At 72.2% G+C, this 18,037-nt stretch carries 14 protein-coding genes and 1 tRNA gene; 5 read left to right on the top strand and 10 right to left on the bottom strand.

Annotated features, from left to right (window positions below; translation table 11 throughout):
• Window positions 1-44: 44 nt before the first annotated feature.
• The 4 genes from K1Y72_RS16175 to K1Y72_RS16190 are packed head-to-tail and all read right to left on the bottom strand — an operon-like array spanning window position 45 to window position 3,795.
• Window positions 45-1,343, bottom strand: coding sequence for a homoserine dehydrogenase (locus tag K1Y72_RS16175; protein ID WP_308287105.1), 1,299 nt, complete (start codon window positions 1,341-1,343; stop codon window positions 45-47).
• Window positions 1,340-2,731, bottom strand: coding sequence for a diaminopimelate decarboxylase (gene lysA, locus K1Y72_RS16180; RefSeq protein WP_220167154.1), 1,392 nt, complete (start codon window positions 2,729-2,731; stop codon window positions 1,340-1,342). The genes K1Y72_RS16175 and lysA overlap by 4 nt, the downstream gene beginning before the upstream one ends.
• Complete coding sequence (locus K1Y72_RS16185) at window positions 2,728-3,411, bottom strand: DALR anticodon-binding domain-containing protein (RefSeq protein ID WP_220167155.1); 684 nt, start codon at window positions 3,409-3,411, stop codon at window positions 2,728-2,730. Before K1Y72_RS16185 ends, lysA begins: the two co-directional genes overlap by 4 nt.
• Window positions 3,412-3,432: 21 nt before the next feature.
• Complete coding sequence (locus tag K1Y72_RS16190) at window positions 3,433-3,795, bottom strand: response regulator transcription factor (RefSeq protein ID WP_220167286.1); 363 nt, start codon at window positions 3,793-3,795, stop codon at window positions 3,433-3,435.
• A gap of 129 nt (window positions 3,796-3,924) precedes the next feature.
• On the opposite strand from K1Y72_RS16190, the gene K1Y72_RS16195 reads away from it, so the two are divergent.
• Window positions 3,925-3,996: transfer RNA gene (locus K1Y72_RS16195), tRNA-Arg, on the top strand.
• A 372-nt stretch (window positions 3,997-4,368) separates the two neighbouring features.
• Window positions 4,369-4,794, top strand: a complete 426-nt coding sequence (locus K1Y72_RS16200) for a hypothetical protein (protein ID WP_220167156.1) — start codon at window positions 4,369-4,371, stop codon at window positions 4,792-4,794.
• Between the two features lie 103 nt (window positions 4,795-4,897).
• On the opposite strand, the gene K1Y72_RS16205 is transcribed toward K1Y72_RS16200, so the two are convergent.
• A complete protein-coding gene (locus K1Y72_RS16205; protein WP_220167157.1) occupies window positions 4,898-5,386 on the bottom strand; it encodes a GNAT family N-acetyltransferase in 489 nt (162 codons plus the stop codon).
• Between the two features lie 70 nt (window positions 5,387-5,456).
• Complete coding sequence (locus tag K1Y72_RS16210; RefSeq protein WP_220167158.1) at window positions 5,457-5,879, bottom strand: hypothetical protein; 423 nt, start codon at window positions 5,877-5,879, stop codon at window positions 5,457-5,459.
• Window positions 5,880-6,083: 204 nt separating this feature from the next.
• Between K1Y72_RS16210 and K1Y72_RS16215 the strand changes: the two genes are divergently transcribed.
• Complete coding sequence (locus K1Y72_RS16215) at window positions 6,084-6,287, top strand: helix-hairpin-helix domain-containing protein (RefSeq protein ID WP_220167159.1); 204 nt, start codon at window positions 6,084-6,086, stop codon at window positions 6,285-6,287.
• A 6-nt stretch (window positions 6,288-6,293) separates the two neighbouring features.
• Here K1Y72_RS16215 and K1Y72_RS16220 read toward each other — a convergent pair whose 3' ends face one another.
• The 4 genes from K1Y72_RS16220 to K1Y72_RS16235 all read right to left on the bottom strand — a co-directional run bounded on the left by K1Y72_RS16220 (window position 6,294) and on the right by K1Y72_RS16235 (window position 9,717).
• Window positions 6,294-6,953, bottom strand: a complete 660-nt coding sequence (locus K1Y72_RS16220; RefSeq protein WP_220167160.1) for a response regulator — start codon at window positions 6,951-6,953, stop codon at window positions 6,294-6,296.
• Entirely contained in the window at window positions 6,950-8,101 is a 1,152-nt protein-coding gene (locus K1Y72_RS16225; protein WP_220167161.1) for a sensor histidine kinase, read from the bottom strand. The genes K1Y72_RS16220 and K1Y72_RS16225 overlap by 4 nt, the downstream gene beginning before the upstream one ends.
• Window positions 8,098-8,937: a CPBP family intramembrane glutamic endopeptidase gene (locus K1Y72_RS16230; RefSeq protein WP_220167162.1), complete on the bottom strand. Its 840-nt coding sequence runs from the start codon at window positions 8,935-8,937 to the stop codon at window positions 8,098-8,100. Before K1Y72_RS16230 ends, K1Y72_RS16225 begins: the two co-directional genes overlap by 4 nt.
• A 141-nt stretch (window positions 8,938-9,078) precedes the next feature.
• Window positions 9,079-9,717, bottom strand: coding sequence for a DedA family protein (locus K1Y72_RS16235; RefSeq protein ID WP_220167163.1), 639 nt, complete (start codon window positions 9,715-9,717; stop codon window positions 9,079-9,081).
• A gap of 259 nt (window positions 9,718-9,976) precedes the next feature.
• Between K1Y72_RS16235 and K1Y72_RS16240 the strand changes: the two genes are divergently transcribed.
• Both K1Y72_RS16240 and K1Y72_RS16245 read left to right on the top strand, forming a co-directional pair.
• Window positions 9,977-11,641, top strand: a complete 1,665-nt coding sequence (locus tag K1Y72_RS16240; protein WP_220167164.1) for a DUF6119 family protein — start codon at window positions 9,977-9,979, stop codon at window positions 11,639-11,641.
• 123 nt (window positions 11,642-11,764) lie between these two features.
• On the top strand, window positions 11,765-18,004 hold the full coding sequence (locus K1Y72_RS16245; protein ID WP_220167165.1) for a protein kinase domain-containing protein: 6,240 nt from the start codon (window positions 11,765-11,767) through the stop codon (window positions 18,002-18,004).
• Window positions 18,005-18,037: the final 33 nt, after the last annotated feature.

Consider the following 18,037-nt stretch of genomic DNA (forward strand, 5'->3'; position numbering starts at 1 on the left):
GGATGACCTGCGGTGTTGCCGCAGAGTGTAGAGGGCGAAAGCGGTTATTCGTCGCCTTCGACGCGCATGACGCTGGCCACCTCGCGGACGGTGCCGAGCTTGCGCAGCGTCTCCACGGTCGCGGCGAGCGCGGCGTCGGGCGCCCGGTGGGTGACCACGACGAGCTGGGCGTTCTCGCCGACGCCCTCCTGCCGCACCGCCCGGATCGACACGTCGTTGCGGGCGAACTCCTCGGCGACGGCCGCGAGGACGCCCGCCTGATCGGCGACGTCGAGCTGGATGTAGTAGCGCGTCGTCGTGTCGCCCATGGGCAGCGCCGGCAGCTCGGCGTAGGTGACCTCCAGCGGGCCGGGGGTGCCGCCGCGCACGTTGCGGGCGACCGCGACGAGGTCGCCGAGCACCGCCGACGCCGTCGGGGCGCCGCCCGCGCCCGCGCCGTAGAACATCAGCGAGCCCGCCGACTCGGCCTCCACGAACACCGCGTTGTAGGCCTCGCGGACGCTGGCCAGCGGGTGCGTCCGCGGGATCATCGCCGGGTGGACGCGGACCGACACCCCGCGCGACCCGCCCGCGCCGTCGGGCACCCGCTCGCAGATGGCGAGCAGCTTCACGACGCTGTCCATCTCCTTGGCGCCCGCCACGTCGGCGGCGGTGACCTCGGTGATGCCCTCGCGGTGCACGTCGGCGGCGGTGACGGGGGTGTGGAACGCCAGCTGGGCGAGGATCGCGGCCTTGGCGGCGGCGTCGAACCCCTCGACGTCGGCGGTCGGGTCGGCCTCGGCGTACCCGAGCGCCTGCGCCTCCTCCAGCGCCTCGTTGAACCCGGCGCCGTGGGTGTCCATCTGGTCGAGGATGTAGTTGGTGGTGCCGTTGACGATCCCGAGGACCCGCTGCACGTGGTCGCCGACGAGCGACTCGCGCAGCGGGCGCAGCAGCGGGATCGCGCCGGCCACCGACGCCTCGTAGTACAGGTCGGCGTTGCACTCGCGGGCGGCGGCGAACAGCGTCGCCCCGTCCTCGGCGAGCAGCGCCTTGTTCGCCGTGATCACCGACTTGCCGGTCTTCATCGCGGCGAGCAGCAGCGACCGGGCGGGCTCGATGCCGCCGATCACCTCCACCACGATGTCCACGTCCGGCCGGGTGACCAGGGCCTCGGCGTCGGTGGTGAGCAGCGCCGGGTCGACGCCCTCGCGGACCCGGTCGGGGCGCCGCACGGCGATCCCGGCGAGCTCCAGCGGCGCCCCGACCCGGGCGGCGAGGTCGCCCGCGCGCTCGTTCAGCAGCCGGACGACCTCGGTGCCGACAACGCCGCACCCCAGCAGCGCCACCCGCAACGGTTTCACGCTTCGACCTCCGCATCGAGGCGCAGCAGGTCGTCCTCGGTCTCCCGGCGGACGATCACCCGCGCCGCGCCGTCCCGGACCGCCACCACGGCGGGCTTCGGGACATGGTTGTAGTTACTGGCCATTGAGCGACAGTACGCACCGGTCGCCGCGACCGCCACCAGGTCGCCCGCCGTCAGATCCTCGGGCAGCCAGAGGTCGCGCACGACGATGTCCCCGCTCTCGCAGTGCTTGCCGACGAGCCTGCTGAGCATGGGCGCCGCGTCCGACGTCCGGGACGCCAGCGCGCACGAGTACTCGGCGCCGTACAGGGCGGTGCGCAGGTTGTCGCTCATCCCGCCGTCCACCGACACGTAGGTGCGCAGCCCCTCGACGTCCTTGACGGTGCCGACCTCGTACAGCGTGACGCCGCCGGGGCCGACGATCGCGCGGCCCGGCTCCACCGTCAGCCGCGGCATGGCGAGCCCGTAGGCGCGGCACTCGCGGCCGACGATGTCGCGCAGCGAGTCCGCCATGGCCTTCGGGTCGATGGGTTCGTCACCGGGGAGATAGGCGATCCCGTACCCGCCGCCGAGGTCCAGCTCGGGCAGCTCGACGCCGTGCTCGTCGCGGATGGCGACGAGCAGCTCGGCGAGCCGGTGCGCGGCGACCTGGAAGCCGTCCGCGTCGAAGATCTGCGACCCGATGTGGCTGTGCAGCCCCACCAGCTCCAGGTCCTTCAGCGCCAGGACCCGGCGGACCGCCTCCAGCGCGGCGCCGGAGCTCCGCGAGAACCCGAACTTCTGGTCGTCGTGCGCGGTGGCGATGAACTCGTGGGTGTGGGCCTCGACGCCCGTCGTCACCCGGATCAGCACCTTCGGCCGCACGCCCTTCTTCCCCGCGAGGAAGCCGAGCCGGGCGATCTCCTCGAACGAGTCGACCACGATGTGCCCGACGCCCGCGTCCAGCGCCCGCTCCAGCTCCCACACGGCCTTGTTGTTGCCGTGCAGGGTGATGCGCTCGGGCGGGAAGTCGGCCGCAAGCGCGATGGCGAGCTCCCCGCCGCTGCACACGTCCAGCCCGAGCCCCTCGTCTCTCAGCCAGCGCGCGACCGCCGTGCACAGGAACGCCTTGCCCGCATAGTGGACGCTGCCGTCATGGAACGCCTCGGCGTACCTGCGCGCGCGCGCCCGCACGTCCGCCTCGTCGTAGACGTACAGCGGCGTCCCGTACTCGCGCGCCAGGTCGCGCACGTCGACGCCGCCGATGACGACGGCGCCCTCGTCCCTGCGCGCCCCGCGCGGCCACACCAGCTCGTCGAGGACGTTCAGGTCCTCGGCCGGGGGCATCGGGTTGTCCTCGGGCAGCACGTCGGCGTGCCGGCCGCCGGCGGGGTGAACTCTGCTCATATCAGCTCTCTAGGGGTCTCACCGATCATGTCCAGTCCGTTGCCGAGGGCGATGCGCGCGGCCGCCGCGAGGGTCACCCGCGCCGCGTGCACCGCCCCGGGTTTCTCGTCGCCGCTGGGCAGCGCCGGACACCGCTCATGGACATCGTGGTAGACCCCGGCCAGCCGTTCCAGATAGGAGGCCAGCACCCGCGGCTCGTTCTCGCGCTCGGCCTGCTCCCCGCGCCCGGGCATCTCGGCCAGCACTTCGAGCAGCCGCAGCTCGTCCCCCGCGTACCCCTCGGGCTCGCCCGCCGTCACCCCGAGCTCCCGGGCCCACCGCTGGACCCAGCCCGCCCGCGCGTAGGCGTAACGCACGCAGAACCCCGGATTGTCGAACGTCCGGGGCCACTCGCTCCACCCCGTGCCCGCCCGCACCCGGGCACGCCCGTAGACGTCCCCCAGCCGCACGATCTCCCCCGCGAGCGCCCCGGCGTCCACCCGCACGACGACGAGCCCTCGCACCACGGAAACGTCCTCGACCCCCTCCGCGCGCCGCACCCGCGCGGCGACGACCTCGGGGTCGACCCCCGCGCGCAGCGCGACGGGGCTCGCGTACACCCCGGGCCCGCGCACGCTCACCGGCGCCGCGTCGGCACCGGCGGCGGCCGCGAGGACGGCGCTGACATCGGCAGGAGTCACGCTGGTGAGACTATCTGACCACTATCTGGACATGGCAGCGAGTTTCCGCACCGTCTGGATGAGCTGGTTCGGATCGAACGGCTTCGTCACGTAGGCGTCCACGCCGATCTCGTGCCCGCGGCGGATGTCGTGCTCCTGCGCCCGCGCCGTGATCATGACGACCCGGATGTGCGCCGTCCCGGGGTCCTCCCGCAGCCGGCTCGCGGTCACCCAGCCGTCCAGCCGCGGCATCATCACGTCCAGCGTGATCACGTCGGGGCCGACCTCCCGCACCCGCTCCAGGCAGTCCCGCCCGTCCGTCGCCGTCGCCACCTCGAAGCCCTCCAGCTGCAGGTTCACGGCGATGAGCTGCCTGATCACCTCATCGTCGTCGACGACCAGCACGCGTCCCAGTGGCTCGGTCACGGCATCGAAGCTAGCCCACTCCCCCGCCCCGACGCACGGCGAACGCCCAGGTGCGCGCAAGCCCGCCGATCCTGGTAGCCTTCTTCTCGCGCCGCTCACCGGCGCAGGGCCCCCTTAGCTCAGGGGATAGAGCAACGGCCTCCGGAGCCGTGTGCGCAGGTTCGAATCCTGCAGGGGGCACCGCACAGACCCACCGCCGACCCCGGCCGACTCACGTCGCCGGGGTTTTCTGCATCCAAGAGCGCCGCACCGTCCCGCCCGGCGTATTCCAGCCATTTCACCGGCCGGATAACTTCTTGCGGAATTCACGACGTCCGCGTTATGATCAAACAACGATGACGGCCGGGCCGCGATAGAAGAATCGGGTCCGCCGCGTTATACGACCGCGCATTGCCCATCATGAGATGGATGCCGACGAAGGCATCGCACGAAGAGTGGATACTCCGGGGCAATACGGGGAGCCCAGTGCTGCCCGAAAACAGATCGCGACGCACAAGAGGGGCGAAGAACACCTTCCGACAACTACATAGAGCGACAAATGAGGAGCCCATCGTGAACAGCAACGCGCAGAAGACCTGTATCCACGAACTCCCCACCGATCAGTGCGCCTACTGCCGCAAGCCTCCCGCCGGCCTTCCGGGCAGGGTCTGGCGCACCCGCTACGGCACCCACATGCACCGCTGGGCCGACTGCAACGCCCTCCTGTACGGCCACCACGTCTCCCGGAAGCTGGACCTCAACACCCACGCCCCCCGGCCCGTGTCGCTCGCCGAGGCCAATTCCGCCGGCCTCGACCGCTGCTCCAACTGCCTCCCCGAAAACGTCCCGCCCGGCGCCCGAGCCTGCCGGGTGAGATTCAACGGCTACTGGGAGGACGGCTTCGTCATCGAACTCCTCCCGAACGGAAACGCCCTGATCGACTTCCAGTCCCGGGGTGAACGCATGCGCCGCGTCTTCCACCACTGGAAGAACCGCTGACCTGAAACAATGGCGAGCGGATCGGCCCGGCACCCGAGAGCACAGCGGGCCGATCCGCAACCCACCCGGCCACGAGGGAATCCGGCTCAAAGCCGAGGCCCTGCTATGGCAGTTGCTTGTGCATTAGTGTGCACATCGTCTCGTGCAGGGTGATGGTGCCGTCGGGGGCTTCTGCTTCCCACGACTCGGGGGCGCTGTCGTAGGCGGTGTAGCCGAGTCGTTCGTACAGCGCGCGGGCGCGCGGGTTGTCGTCCTCCACGCCCAGTTCGGCGCGGTCCAGGCCGCGGGCCTGGATCCGCTGCTCGGCGGCTTGGATCAGGACGGTGCCGATTCCGCACGACTGCAGTGCCGGGTGAACGGCCAGCTGCCAGAGCGTTCCCGCGCCCGGCACCTTGGCGTAGTCGACGCCGCCGACGCCCACCGGAAGACCGGAGGGCGGGCAGAGGGCCAGGTAGTCCACCTCGCCCAGCCCGACCCGGTCCAAGGCTCTGGCCATGCTCTCCAGATGGGCGGCCGATCCGCTCCAGTCGCATGAGGGAAGGTCCTCGCGGGTCAGGTCGCGCACCGTCATCGGCACTGTGATCTCGGCCATGGCCGCCGCCCCCGTCCTCCATCGTGATCCGCCGGCTGGCCAAGTCAGCGCCCAAGGGACAGTTCTGTGATCACAGGCTGGTGCGGCTTCGGCGTTCTTGCGTGACGCGTTCGGCGGCGTCGGTCCACAGAGGCCGGGCGGTGGGGGTGTGGGGCAGGTCCGCGGTCGGCAGCGTCCAGGAGACGCGCTCGAACTCGTCCATCCAGGGGCGGATGCGGTCCATGGCGGCGCCGTGGGGGTCGGTGCGGGTGTAGGCGGACAGGGAGCGGCGGTCGGTCCAGGCGGAGAGCGTCCAGAACGTGCCGCGGAAAGGGTGGGCCTCGATCGCGATGCCGAGGAGGCCCGGCGAGCGCAGAGCCTGCCACCACAGGAGCAGGCTGTGGAGCATGAACCCGGGCGAGCGCCAGGAGTCCTTGAGCCGGAACCACGTCACCAGCACCACGGCGTCCCCGCCGTTCGCGGCCGCCGGTCGGGAGATCCACGGAAACCTCATGCGCGCCTTCCCTGCCGGTACCGGGAGCATCGATCAGATGAACAGGTGCGTCTATTTGATGCCCATCATCGCAGACCGGTTCCCTCCGGGGAAGACGGGGGGCACCGGCAGGGACTATCGTCCAGGTGGCGTATGCCTTCGTGCGGCGTAGCCGTTCCGCCGGAATCTTCGGGTACCGGACATCTCCGAGCTCCGAGGAGTCCCATGGAAGGCAGCGATCTGCCGAGACTCGCCATGCCCGCCCGGCGCGCCCTGGCCGACGCCGGGTACACGCACCTCGAACAGCTCACCGACGTCTCCGAAGAAGACCTCCTGGAGCTCCACGGCATGGGCCGCAACACCATGCAGGTCCTCCGCGAGGCCCTCGCCGAGCGCGGCCTGTCGTTCCTCGACGACGAGGACGACTGACCCCCGTCAGCTCGCCAGGCCTTGCCGGTAGGCGTAGACGACCGCCTGGACGCGGTCGCGCAGGCCGAGCTTGGTGAGGATGCGGGAGACGTAGGTCTTGACGGTCTCCTGGCTGAGGACGAGGGCCGCGGCGATCTCGCTGTTGGACAGTCCCTCGGCGATGAGGCGCAGCACCTCCATCTCGCGCGGCGTGAGCGCGTCCGCGGCCGACGCGCTCTCGGCGGGACGGATCCGCTCCGCGTACCGGCCGATGAGCCGCCGGGTCACCTCGGGGGCCAGCAGGGCGGCGCCGGCCGCGACGGTCCGGATGCCGTGCAGGAGCTGCGCCGGCGGGGCGTCCTTGAGCAGGAAGCCGCTCGCCCCCGCGCGCAGCGCCTCGTACACGTACCGGTCCAGGTTGAACGTGGTCACCACGAGCACCTTGACGGGGTCGGCGACGCCGTCGCCGGCCAGCAGCCGGGTCGCCTCGATGCCGTCCAGGACGGGCATCCGGACGTCCATCACCACGACGTCGGGGACGAGGCGGCGGGCGAGGTCGGCGGCGGCGCGGCCGTCGCCGCACTCCCCCACCACCTCCAGGTCGGGCTGCGCGCCGATGATCGTCGCGAAGCCGGTGCGGATCAGCGCCTGGTCGTCGGCGACCAGGACCCGGACCGGCGCGCTCACGCCGGGCTCCCCGACGGGATGCGGGCCCGCACGACGAAGCCGCCGTCCGGTCCCGGCCCGGCGGCGAAGTCGCCGTCCAGGGCGCCGATCCGGTCGCGGAGCCCGGCGAGGCCCCGGCCGCTCCCGCCGGGCGACGCGGCCGGCGTCGCGGCGCCGTCGGTGCCGACCTCCACGCTGATCTCCCTGTCGCGGTAGTGCACGCGGACGACGGTCCGGCTGCCGGGGGCGTACTTGAGGGCGTTCGTCAGCGACTCCTGGACGACGCGGTAGGCCACCAGCTCGGCGCTGCCGGCCGGCTCGCCCGGCTCGCCCGCCGCGGTGAACTCGACGGGCTGGCCGGCCTGGCGCGTCCGCTCCACGAGTGCGGAGAGCTCGCCGGCGGACGGCACGGCGGCGGTCCCGTGGTCGGGGTCGAGCACGTCGAGCAGGTGCCGCAGGTCGCCGATGGCGCGCCGCCCGGTGTCGGTGATGGCGCCGAGGGCGCCGTCCAGGCGGCCCGGGTCGGCGGTCAGGTACCGCGCCGCCTCCGCCTGGACGACCATCGCCGTCACGTGGTGCGTCACGACGTCGTGGAGGTCGCGGGCGATGCGGGTGCGCTCGGCGGCGCGGGTGTCCTCGGCGACGCGGCGGCGGCGCTCGGCCTCGGCGGCGCGGGTGGAGCGCAGCCACGCCCCGATGCCCCACGCGAAGACCGTCACCAGGTAGAACGTCGCGAACCCGCTCAGGTGCTCGGTGGAGCCGAGGCGGTCGAGCGCGACCGCCAGCAGCACGTACGCCGCGGAGAGCGCGGCGGCGACGCCGTACCGCCGGCGCTCCAGGTGCGCGCCCGCGCTCACCAGCGCGAACGCGAGGGCGCTGCCGGCGAACGAGTGGTAGGCGCGGAGCTGGTCGGCGGCGAAGCCGAGCGCGACGAGGACCGTGCAGAGAGCAGGCCAGCGGCGGCGCACGGCGAGCGGGAGGCAGGTCAGCAGGATGACCGGGACGGCCAGCGCGTCGAGGGGGCGGGCCGGCAGGTCGCCGAGCTGCGTCCCGTGGTCGCGGAACGCCGGGACGAACGACGCGGCGACGATCAGCAGGGGGAAGGGGAGGTCCCGGACCGTGACGTCCAGCCGTCGCCACCGGTCCGGGACCCGCCGGAAGTCGATCACCGGGCGAGCGTAGCGGCCGCGGCGGGCTCGGCCGTCCGGCGTCCGCGGCGGTGGACGATGGTGCCGCGCCGCCGGGCCAGCCACAGGAACGCGACCATCAGGGCCGCGCCGAAGCCGACCGCGTACAGGCTCGCCTCGGGGCCGAACTCGCCGCCGCCGAGCAGCGTCGGACCCGACGTCGTGCTGTTGAGCAGCCCGTCCGGGGCGTCCTTGCCGGAGACGGTGGTGCCGAAGATGCCGCCCCCGGCGAAGTTCCACGCGAAGTGCAGGCCGATCGGCACCCACAGGTTGCGGGTGGCGACGTAGGCGGCGGCGAGCATGCCGCCGGCCTCGATGGCGATGGCGAGCGCGCTCCACAGGTCGGCGCCGGGGTTGGGCAGGTGCATGAGGCCGAACAGCAGGGCGGTCAGGACGAGCGCCACCCAGGTCCCGGTGCGCTCCTCGACGATCCGGAACAGGACGCCGCGGACCATCACCTCCTCGGTCACCGCGGCGGCGGCCATGAACCCGAGCAGCGCGACCGCACCGCCCGCCGAGCCGAACCCGTCGACCCGGTAGTCGCCGAGGAAGGCGATGTTCGCGATGACGGCCCCGAACATCGCGAACCCGATCAGCATCCCGCGCGTGACGGCGCCGGCCGCGCCCTTGGCGGCCACCTCGTCCGGCGCGCGGTGCTCGGTGCGCCGCACGATCCAGCGGTAGGCGAGCAGCGTGAGCACCGCCGTCGCGGCACCGAAGAGGAGCGTCAGAACCGGGTTCCACTGCGCGGCGCCGACGAGCGCGCTGCCCGCGAACGCGACCACGCCGACGACCACGAGCTGCTTGAGCAGTCGCATGCTGACTCCTTGGGGGGTACCGCGGCCGGAGCGCCGCGGCTTCGCCCACAACGCTAGGGATCCACCCCCTCCCGGATCGTCACCGCGCGGTGGACACCTGCCTGTAGCTCGCACGGGGGACAGACGCCGCCGGAAAGGGGGTCAGCGGCTCTCGCCGGCCGCGCCGTCCTGCTGCCGGTTCGGACGGAAGCGGTTCCAGAGGTAGCGGCCGGCCTCGATGAGGGCGGAGAGGGCCAGGGCGATGCCGAGGCCGAGGAGGAGGCCCTTGAGGGGGTCGTCCTCGAAGGCCGCGCCGCCCAGGTAGCCGATCAGGGCCGAGTAGGTGCCCCACAGGACGGTGGCCAGGGCGTCGAAGAGGGAGAAGGCGCGCATCGGGTACCGCACCGCGCCCATGACGAGCGTCGCCGCCGTCCGGCCGCCCGGGATGTAGCGGGCGATGACGAGGACGAGGCCGCCGCGGCGGTCGAGGATGCGTTCGGCCTCGTCGAAGGCCTTGCGGCGGCGCTTCCCGCCGCGCAGCCGGTGCTGGAGCCGGTCCCCGGCGAAGCGGCCGATGAAGTAGGAGATGTGGTCGCCGCAGAAGGCGCCGAGCGCCGCGGTCACGATGACGAGGACGAGGTTCGGCGCGCCGTGCGCGGCGAAGACGCCCGCGGTGACGACGAGGCTCTCGCTCGGGAAGACCGGCAGGAACGAGTCGACCAGCGCGAGCCCGAAGATCGCGAGGTAGATCCACGGCGAGTCCATCGCCCCGCGCAGGGCGTCCAGGATGGCGTCACCCACGGGCCGTCCGCTCCCCCGAAGTCCCCATGGCCAGCGATTCTAGGAACCGCGGACAGTGAGCGACCGCCGCGACCTGCGCCCCTGTCCACCGGATGGCACAGATTTTTCCATCCGTGAAGCAGAGCCACTAGTTCACGGATGTGTTGACACTGCCAATAGGTTGGCGTAGTCTACCCAATGAACACACACCACTCGCGCCCCCCGGTCCCCATGACCGCGGACCTGCGCGACCATCGCCTACACGCTCGGGGGCCGAACGATGCCTGTGCACACCCTCTACCGCCTCACCGACATCCCGCCCACCCACGAGGGCATGCTCGACGCTCTGGACACCGAGCAGCTCGACGAGCTGCGCTTCCTGCCCTCTTTTCCCGACGAGCACCTGGGCTGTCCGGCCCTGCTGGTCGGCGGGCACTTCGACATTCCGCGCGTCGGCTGGTGCAACGAGATCAGCAGCCTGACCGGCGTGGAGCTGGAACTGGGGAAGCTGGACACCGCGGCGCTCCTGATGCTCGCCGTGGACGGCGAGGTGTACGCGATGGGGTTCGGCAGCGGCTACCGGCTCGTTCCCGAGGAGCATAAGGACCGCTCCTTCGGCCTGCGGGTCGCGGTCCGGAGCGTGGACCCCGACTTCGTTCAGGGGGTCGTCCGGCGGTCGTTGTCGAAGCAGGGCCGTCAGGACGCCACGCGCGTCTCGTTGGGACTGCACATCTCGCGCGTCGGCGTGAGGCAGCACGACGAGCTCGTCCGTCAGATCGGCGGCCGCTTGGCCGCGAGCGACATCGGGCTGCCGGGCGTCGGACGGATCTCGATCGAGGGCGCGACGGGCCTGCGCTTCTCCACGCCGACCTCGCCCGAGACGCTGCTGCGCTGCCTCCGCGCGCTCACCGCGATCTGCGCGGCCCCGCCCGTCCCGGAGCTGGAGTTCATCGAGGCCGTTCAGCCGGTGACCGACGCGCGGACCGTCAAGCGGCTGGACGAGGAGCTGGACAGGCGGCTCCTCGACCCTCGTGACGACTCCCTTCAGATCGCGGTCCCCTCCGACCTCTCCGCTGATCTCCCGCACACGAGCTCCTACCGGATCCAGGTCGGGAGCGCGGCTCTGCCGCCCCGCGACCACCTGGACGTGTCCGACGTCCGCGCCCGTGCCCGCGTGCAGCACGCCGTCACCCCGTCCGAGGCGCTGCGCAAGGGAAAGATCTCCCTGCTCTCCTCCAGCGGGACGGTGCTGGCGTCCGCGCCCGCGATCCGCTGGATCGAGACCGACGTCGCCACCGGGTTCGAGCACCGTTTCCTCTTGGAAGGGGAGTGGTACGAGAGCGGCGCGGACTACATGGCCTCGATCGAGCGGCAGGTCGCCGAGCTCATCCCCGCGAACCCCAGCGTCGCGCTGCCCGCTTGGCGGCCCGGAGAGCACGAGCGCGACTACAACCTGCGCGTCCAGGACGAGCTGGGGCGCGCCGCCTTCCTCTGCCTGGACCGCACCAGCGTGAAGAACGCCCTGCACGCGCACAACGGCATCGAGGTGTGCGACGGCCTCGGCCCGCAGGGCGAGCTGATCTGCATCAAGCCCGCCGACGGGTCGTCGCCGCTCAGCCACCAGTTCAACCAGGCGCTGGTGGCCGTTGAGACCCTGCTGCACGACGCGACGGCGCGTGAGCGGTTCCACGCCCTGGTCGTCGAGCGCAGCGGCGGCACGCGCACCCCGCCGCCGGACGCGCGGCCGAAGAAGGTGATCTTCGGGATCCACCTGAAGACCGGCCGTGACCTCACCCCTGCGACGCTGTTCCCCTTCGCGCGGGTGGCACTGGTCAACATGGCGACCGTCCTGCGGCACGACGTCGAGGTCGAGGTCGTCGGCATCCCCGCCGTCGGCGCGGTCGCCGCGAGCGCGCCGGCGCTCGCCTCGTCCCCCAGCAGTTGACTCTGCCAACAAGATAACCGTAGAACAGCGGTGCACCACCGTGTACAGTCAGACCGGTCCGACGCCGCAATCCCCCGAAGCCGATGCGCCCACGTCCCGGCGCAAGGACAATGAAGGATGCCCATGACGCTGGAGTTCGTGGCAAACAGGTTCCGTCTCGTCGGCCAGCTCGGCCGGGGGAACATGGGCGTCGTCGAGCAGCGCGAGGACATGGAGGCCGAACCCGGCTCCCCCGACCGTCTGGTGGCGGTGAAGCTGCTCCTGCGCAGCCGCAACGGCGCGCACCTGGACACCGAGGCCGACGCCAAGGCGGTCAAGCGCTTCGGGCGCGAGGTGCGGATCATGGGCCGGCTCGACAGCCCCAACCTGCCGCGGATCATCGACGGCGGGGTGGACGAGGACGCGGGCGGCCTCCCCTATCTGGTCATGGAGCTCCTGGACGGGCGCACGCTCGACCTGCTGATCGGCGAGGAGAAGCGCCTCCCGGTGGCCTGGGCGGCGGCGATCGGCGTCCAGATCGCCAACGGCCTGGTGGCCGCGCACGGCGCCGAGGTGGTGCACCGCGACCTCAAGCCCGCCAACATCATGCTGATGCCCGACGGCACGGTGAAGGTGCTGGACTTCGGCATCGGCCGCATCATCGACGACCCCGACGGCGACGGCCTGACCAGTTCGGACGCCACGCTCGGCACGGCCCGCTACATGGCCCCCGAGCAGTTCCGGTCCGCCGCCGTGACGCAGGCGGCCGACCTGTACGCGCTGGGCTGCATCATGTACGAGCTGCTGACGAGCGTCCCGCCCTTCGACGGCCCCGTGTACCACGAGCTGGCCGTCAAGCACGAGAAGGACGCTCCCCCGCCGATCTCGATCATCCGCGGCGACGTGCCCGTCGACCTGCTGCGCCTCGTCGACGACCTGCTGGCCAAGGAGCCGGAGAAGCGCCCGGTGGACGCGGTCGCGGTCCGGGAGGCCCTGCTCCCGCACGTGGTCCCCGTCCCTCCCGTCGACGACTGGGCGGAGTTCGACCCGATCCCGGTGGCCCTGTCCGAGACCGCCTCGCCCAAGCCCGCCGAGCCCGACCTCTCGACGCCGGCGATCCGTCCCACCGGCACCGTCATGGACGTCTTCGGCGTCCACCAGCAGCTCATCAAGGACTACCGCGCCTTCACCGAGGGCGGCACGGTGATCCGCGACGAGCGCATCAAGGACTTCGTGGAGGACACCCTCGACGCCAAGTCCCAGTGGCCCGACCCGTGGCTGTCGCTCAACCCGTTCTTCGCGTCCGGGGGGACGGTGCTGGAGCTGGCCCGTGACGGCGTGCTGCACGAGGAGTGCGCGCAGATCTTCCAGGCGGGCAAGCGGGCCGGTGCCACCGGCTGCGACGGGCGGCCGCTCACCCTGCACCGGCACCAGCGCGAGGCGGTCGACACCGCGCGGAGCGGCCGCTCGTACGTGCTGACCACCGGCACCGGCTCGGGCAAGTCACTGGCCTACATCGTGCCGATCGTCGACAAGGTGCTGCGCACGCGGCCCGCCGCGGGCGCCGCCCGCCGCAAGCGGGTCCGCGCGATCATCGTGTATCCGATGAACGCCCTGGCCAACAGCCAGCGCAACGAGCTGGAGAAGTACCTGACCCACGGCTACGGCGAGGGCCGCGAACCGGTCACCTACGCCCGCTACACCGGGCAGGAGAGCGAGGAGGACCGCCGCCGGATCCGCGAGGACCCGCCCGACGTCCTGCTGACGAACTACGTGATGCTGGAGCTGATGCTGACGCGGCCGGACGACCGGCGCTCGCTCATCCGGATGGCGCACGGACTGGAGTTCCTGGTCTTCGACGAGCTGCACACCTACCGCGGCCGGCAGGGCGCGGACGTGGCGCTGCTCATCCGCCGGGTCCGCGAGGCGTGCGAGGCTGCGGACCTGCAGTGCATCGGGACCTCCGCGACCATCTCCAGCGAGGGCACGGCGGACGAGCAGCGGGCGGTGGTGGCGAGTCTGGCCACCACCCTGTTCGGCGTGCCGGTGGATCCGGCCGACGTCATCGGCGAGACGCTGGTGCGCGCCACCGAGCCCGAGCCCGACGAGGTCCCGGCCGACCGGCTGCGCCGGGCGGACGCGCCGCGCGCCTACGCCGAGCTGGTCCGGGATCCGCTGGCCCGCTGGATCGAGACGCGCTTCGGGCTGGCCTCCGACGCCGCCGGGCGGCTGGTCCGCCAGCGCCCGGCCAAGATCGAGGAGGCCGCCGAGGCGCTCGCCGCCCAGAGCGGCGTCCCCGCGCAGCAGTGCGCGCAGGCGATCCGCCGGACGCTGGAGGCCGGTTCGGAGGCCCGGCATCCGGTCACCGAACGGCCGCTGTTCGCGTTCCGGCTGCACCAGTTCCTGTCTAAGGGCGACACCGTGTACACCACGCTGGAGCCGCCGGCGGGCCGCCACCTGACCCGCGACTACCAGCTCGTCCAGCCCGGCTCGGACGGCAAGGTCCTGCTGCCGGTGGCGTTCTGCCGCGAGTGCGGGCAGGACTACCTGACCGTCTGGCGCCGTGACAAGGACGGCCGGGTCTCCTACGAGTCGCGGCCCGACACGGCGGCGAGCGGCGGCAGGGACGGGGACGGGTACCTGTACGTCTCCCCCGAGCGCCCCTGGCCCGCGACGGCCGACGCCGCGATCGCCGAGCGCCGGATCCCCGAGTCGTGGCTGGAACTGGACGCGCACGGCAACGAGGTCGTGCGCGCCTCTCTCCGGGACCGGCTGCCGCGCGCCGTCATCGTGGACGAGTACGGCAACGAGGGCCGCGGCGAGCTGCACGCGGCGTTCATCCCGGCGCCCTTCCGGTTCTGCCTGCACTGCGCGATCAGCTACGAGCAGTCCCGCGGCCGGGACTTCGCCAAGCTGGCCACGCTGGGGCAGGAGGGGCGCTCGTCGGCGACCTCGCTGGTGTCGGCCTCGATCGTGCGCTCGCTGCGGGCGGTGCCGGCCGAGGCGCTGGACCCGGAGGCCCGCAAGCTGCTCACCTTCGTCGACAACCGCCAGGACGCCGCCCTGCAGGCCGGGCACTTCAACGACTTCGTGCAGATCACCCAGCTCCGCGGGGCGCTGTACCGGGCCGCGCTCGCGGCCGGCGAGGACGGGCTGGAGCACGAGAAGCTGGCGGAGCGGGTCACCGAGGCCCTCGGCCTCCAGCCGGTCGACTACACCGGCGAGGCCGACCTGGCGCCCCGGCTCGCCCGCAACGCCGCCAGGACGCTGCGCGACGTGGTGGCGTTCCGCCTCTACCTGGATCTGGAGCAGGGCTGGCGGATCACGATGCCCAACCTGGAGCAGACGGGCCTGCTGACCGTCCAGTACGCCGATCTGGACTGGCTCGCGTCCCAGGACGACCGCTGGAGCGCCGCGCACCCCGCGCTGCGCGGCGCCGCGCCGCGGCGCCGCGAGGAGATCATGCAGGTGCTGCTGGACGAGATGCGCCGCGGTCTCGCCATCGACGTGCAGTACTTCCGGGACGACTTCGACAGCCTGCAGCGCGCCAGCGAGGAGCGCCTGGTCGATCCCTGGGTGCTCGCCCCGGGCGACCAGCCGCGCGTCGCCACCGTCTACCCGCAGCCGTCGCGACCGGGCCTGGACAGGTCTTTCCGGTTCCTGTCGGGCAAGGGCAAGTTCGGCAAGTACCTGCGGCGGGTGCACTTCACCGACGCCGAATTCGGCTCCGAGGACGCCCAGCGGGTCATCGCCGACCTGCTGCGGATCCTGGCCAAGGCCGGCCTGGTGACCGAGGTGGAGGCGACACCGCAGCCGGCCGGCCGCCGGCGCCGCGTCCCGTCGATGCCGACCACCGGCTACCGGGTGTCGGCGGCGGCGCTGGTCTGGCGGGCCGGCACCGGCGAGACCGGCGCGTACGACCCGCTCACCCGCACCTACGCCAGCGGCGACGGCCCCCGCGTGAACACCTTCTTCCGCGACCTGTACCGCAACACCGCGGGCACGCTGGCGGGGCTGGCGGCCCGCGAGCACACCGCGCAGGTGTCGCCCGAGGAGCGGGAGCGGCGCGAGAAGGCGTTCTACAAGGCCGAGCTGAAGCTGCTGTACTGCTCGCCCACGATGGAGCTGGGCGTGGACATCTCCTCGCTGAACGCCGTCATGATGCGCAACGTGCCGCCGACCCCCGCCAACTACGCCCAGCGCAGCGGGCGCGCGGGGCGTTCCGGTCAGCCGGCGCTGGTGACCACCTACTGCGCGACCGGCAACAGCCACGACCAGTACTACTTCCGCCGGTCGGACCGCATGGTGGCCGGTTCGGTCGTCGCGCCGCGGCTGGACCTGGCCAACGAGGACCTGGTGCGCTCCCACGTGCAGGCGGTATGGCTGGCCGAGGCCGCCTTCGACCTGCGAGGCAACATCCCGCACATCATCGACGTCGCCCACGACGAGGAGGCCCGCGTCCCCGCGCCCTCGCTGAAGTTCCACGACCACATCGCGGAGGCGCTCGCCGACACCGCGAGCACGGCCCGCGCGCTGGACGCCGCCCGGCGCGTCTTCGCCGAGCTGGTCCCGCTGTTCGAGGGCACGACCTGGTGGGACGAGCAGTGGATCGAGAACGCCGTCAGGCGGGCGCCCGAACGCTTCGACGACGCCTTCGACCGCTGGCGCGGGCTGTTCCGGGCCGCCCTGGTCGACCAGGCCGAGCAGAACCGCCGCGTGCTCGACCACACGCTGTCCGAGCGCGACCGCAAGATCGCGGTGAACCGGCGGCGGGAGGCCGAGACCCAGCTCAACCTGCTGAAAAACGAGAGCACCGACAACCGGTCGGTCCTGTCGGACTTCTACCCCTACCGCTACCTGGCCAGCGAGGGCTTCCTGCCGGGCTACTCCTTCCCCCGGCTGCCGCTGGCGGCCTACATCCCCAAGACCACCCGCCGGTACGGGGACGGCGACTACCTCCAGCGCCCCCGCTTTCTGGCCATCCGCGAGTTCGGCCCCGGTGCCCTGATCTACCACGAGGGGTCGCGGTACCAGGTCGACCGGATCCAGCTCCCGACGGACGCGACGGGCGACGTCACCACCTCGTCCGCGCGCCGCTGCGCGGAGTGCGGGTACCACCACGGCGCTGACGACCGAGCCGACCGGTGCCAGATGTGCCAGGCGACGTTGCAGGACACCACCACCTACGGGTTGCTGCGGCTGCACACCGTCTACACCAAGCGCCGTGAGCGGATCTCCTCCGACGAGGAGGAACGGCGCCGGGCCGGTTTCCGGCTCGTGACCTCCTACCGGTTCCAGGACCACGGCACCCGCCCAGGACGCCGCGACGCCCTGGTCTCCGACACTCAGGGAGAGCTCGCCACCGTCTCCTACGGCGACTCGGCGACCGTGCGCATCACCAACATCGGCCGGGTGCGCGCCAAGGCCGGCGAGCCGGACGGCTTCTGGCTCGACCCCGCCGACGGCCGCTGGCTGAACGAGCGCGACGCTGCCGAGGCGGCCGGCGACTCCAGCGAGATGCCGATCGTGGACGCCGACGGCAACGAGAACCGCCGCAAGAAGCGCGTCATCCCCTACGTCCAGGACAGCCGTAACATCCTGGTGGTGAAGCTGGCGGACAAGCTGGACCTGCCGGTGGCCCTGTCGCTGATGTACGCCCTGGAGCGCGGCATCGAGGCGGCGTTCGAGCTGGAGGACTCGGAACTGACCAGTGAGCTGCTGCCGCCGGCCGACGGTCCCCGCGACCGGATGCTGTTCACCGAGGCGGCCGAGGGCGGCGCGGGCGTGCTGCGCCTGATGCAGTCCGACGGCGACGCGCTGGCGAAGGCCGCCCGCGAGGCGCTGTCGATCTGCCACTTCGACGCGGCGGGCAACGACCTCGGCGGCGCCGACGCGGACCGGCCGTGCGCGCGCGGCTGCTACGACTGCCTGCTGACCTACGGCAACCAGCTCGACCACGCCTTCATCGACCGCCGCTCGATCCGCGACCTGCTGCTGCGCTTGGCCGGCGCGTCGGCCGTCACGACCGGGCGCGGCGAGACCCGCACCGAGCAGCACCGGCGCCTCACCGGCCAGGCCGAGTCCACGCTGGAGAGGCGGTTCCTCGCCTGGCTCAAGGAGCACGACCTGCGCATGCCCGACGACGCGCAGGTCCACATCGCCGAAGCGGGCGCGCGACCCGACTTCGTCTACCGGCTGCAGGGCGTCGACGTCGCGGTGTTCGTGGACGGTCCGGTCCACGACCATCAGGTGATCAAGGAGCGCGACCGGGCCGCCGAGGAGCGGTTGCAGGATCATGGCTGGGACGTCGTGCGCTTCTCCCACGACGCCGACTGGGACTCCGTCGTCGAGCGGCACCGGCGCTACTTCGGCACGGGCCGCTGATCGACGAGGACATGGACGGACGGACACGACGAT

The organism is Actinomadura parmotrematis, assembly GCF_019458805.1.
Classification (GTDB): Bacteria; Actinomycetota; Actinomycetes; order Streptosporangiales; family Streptosporangiaceae; genus Spirillospora; species Spirillospora parmotrematis.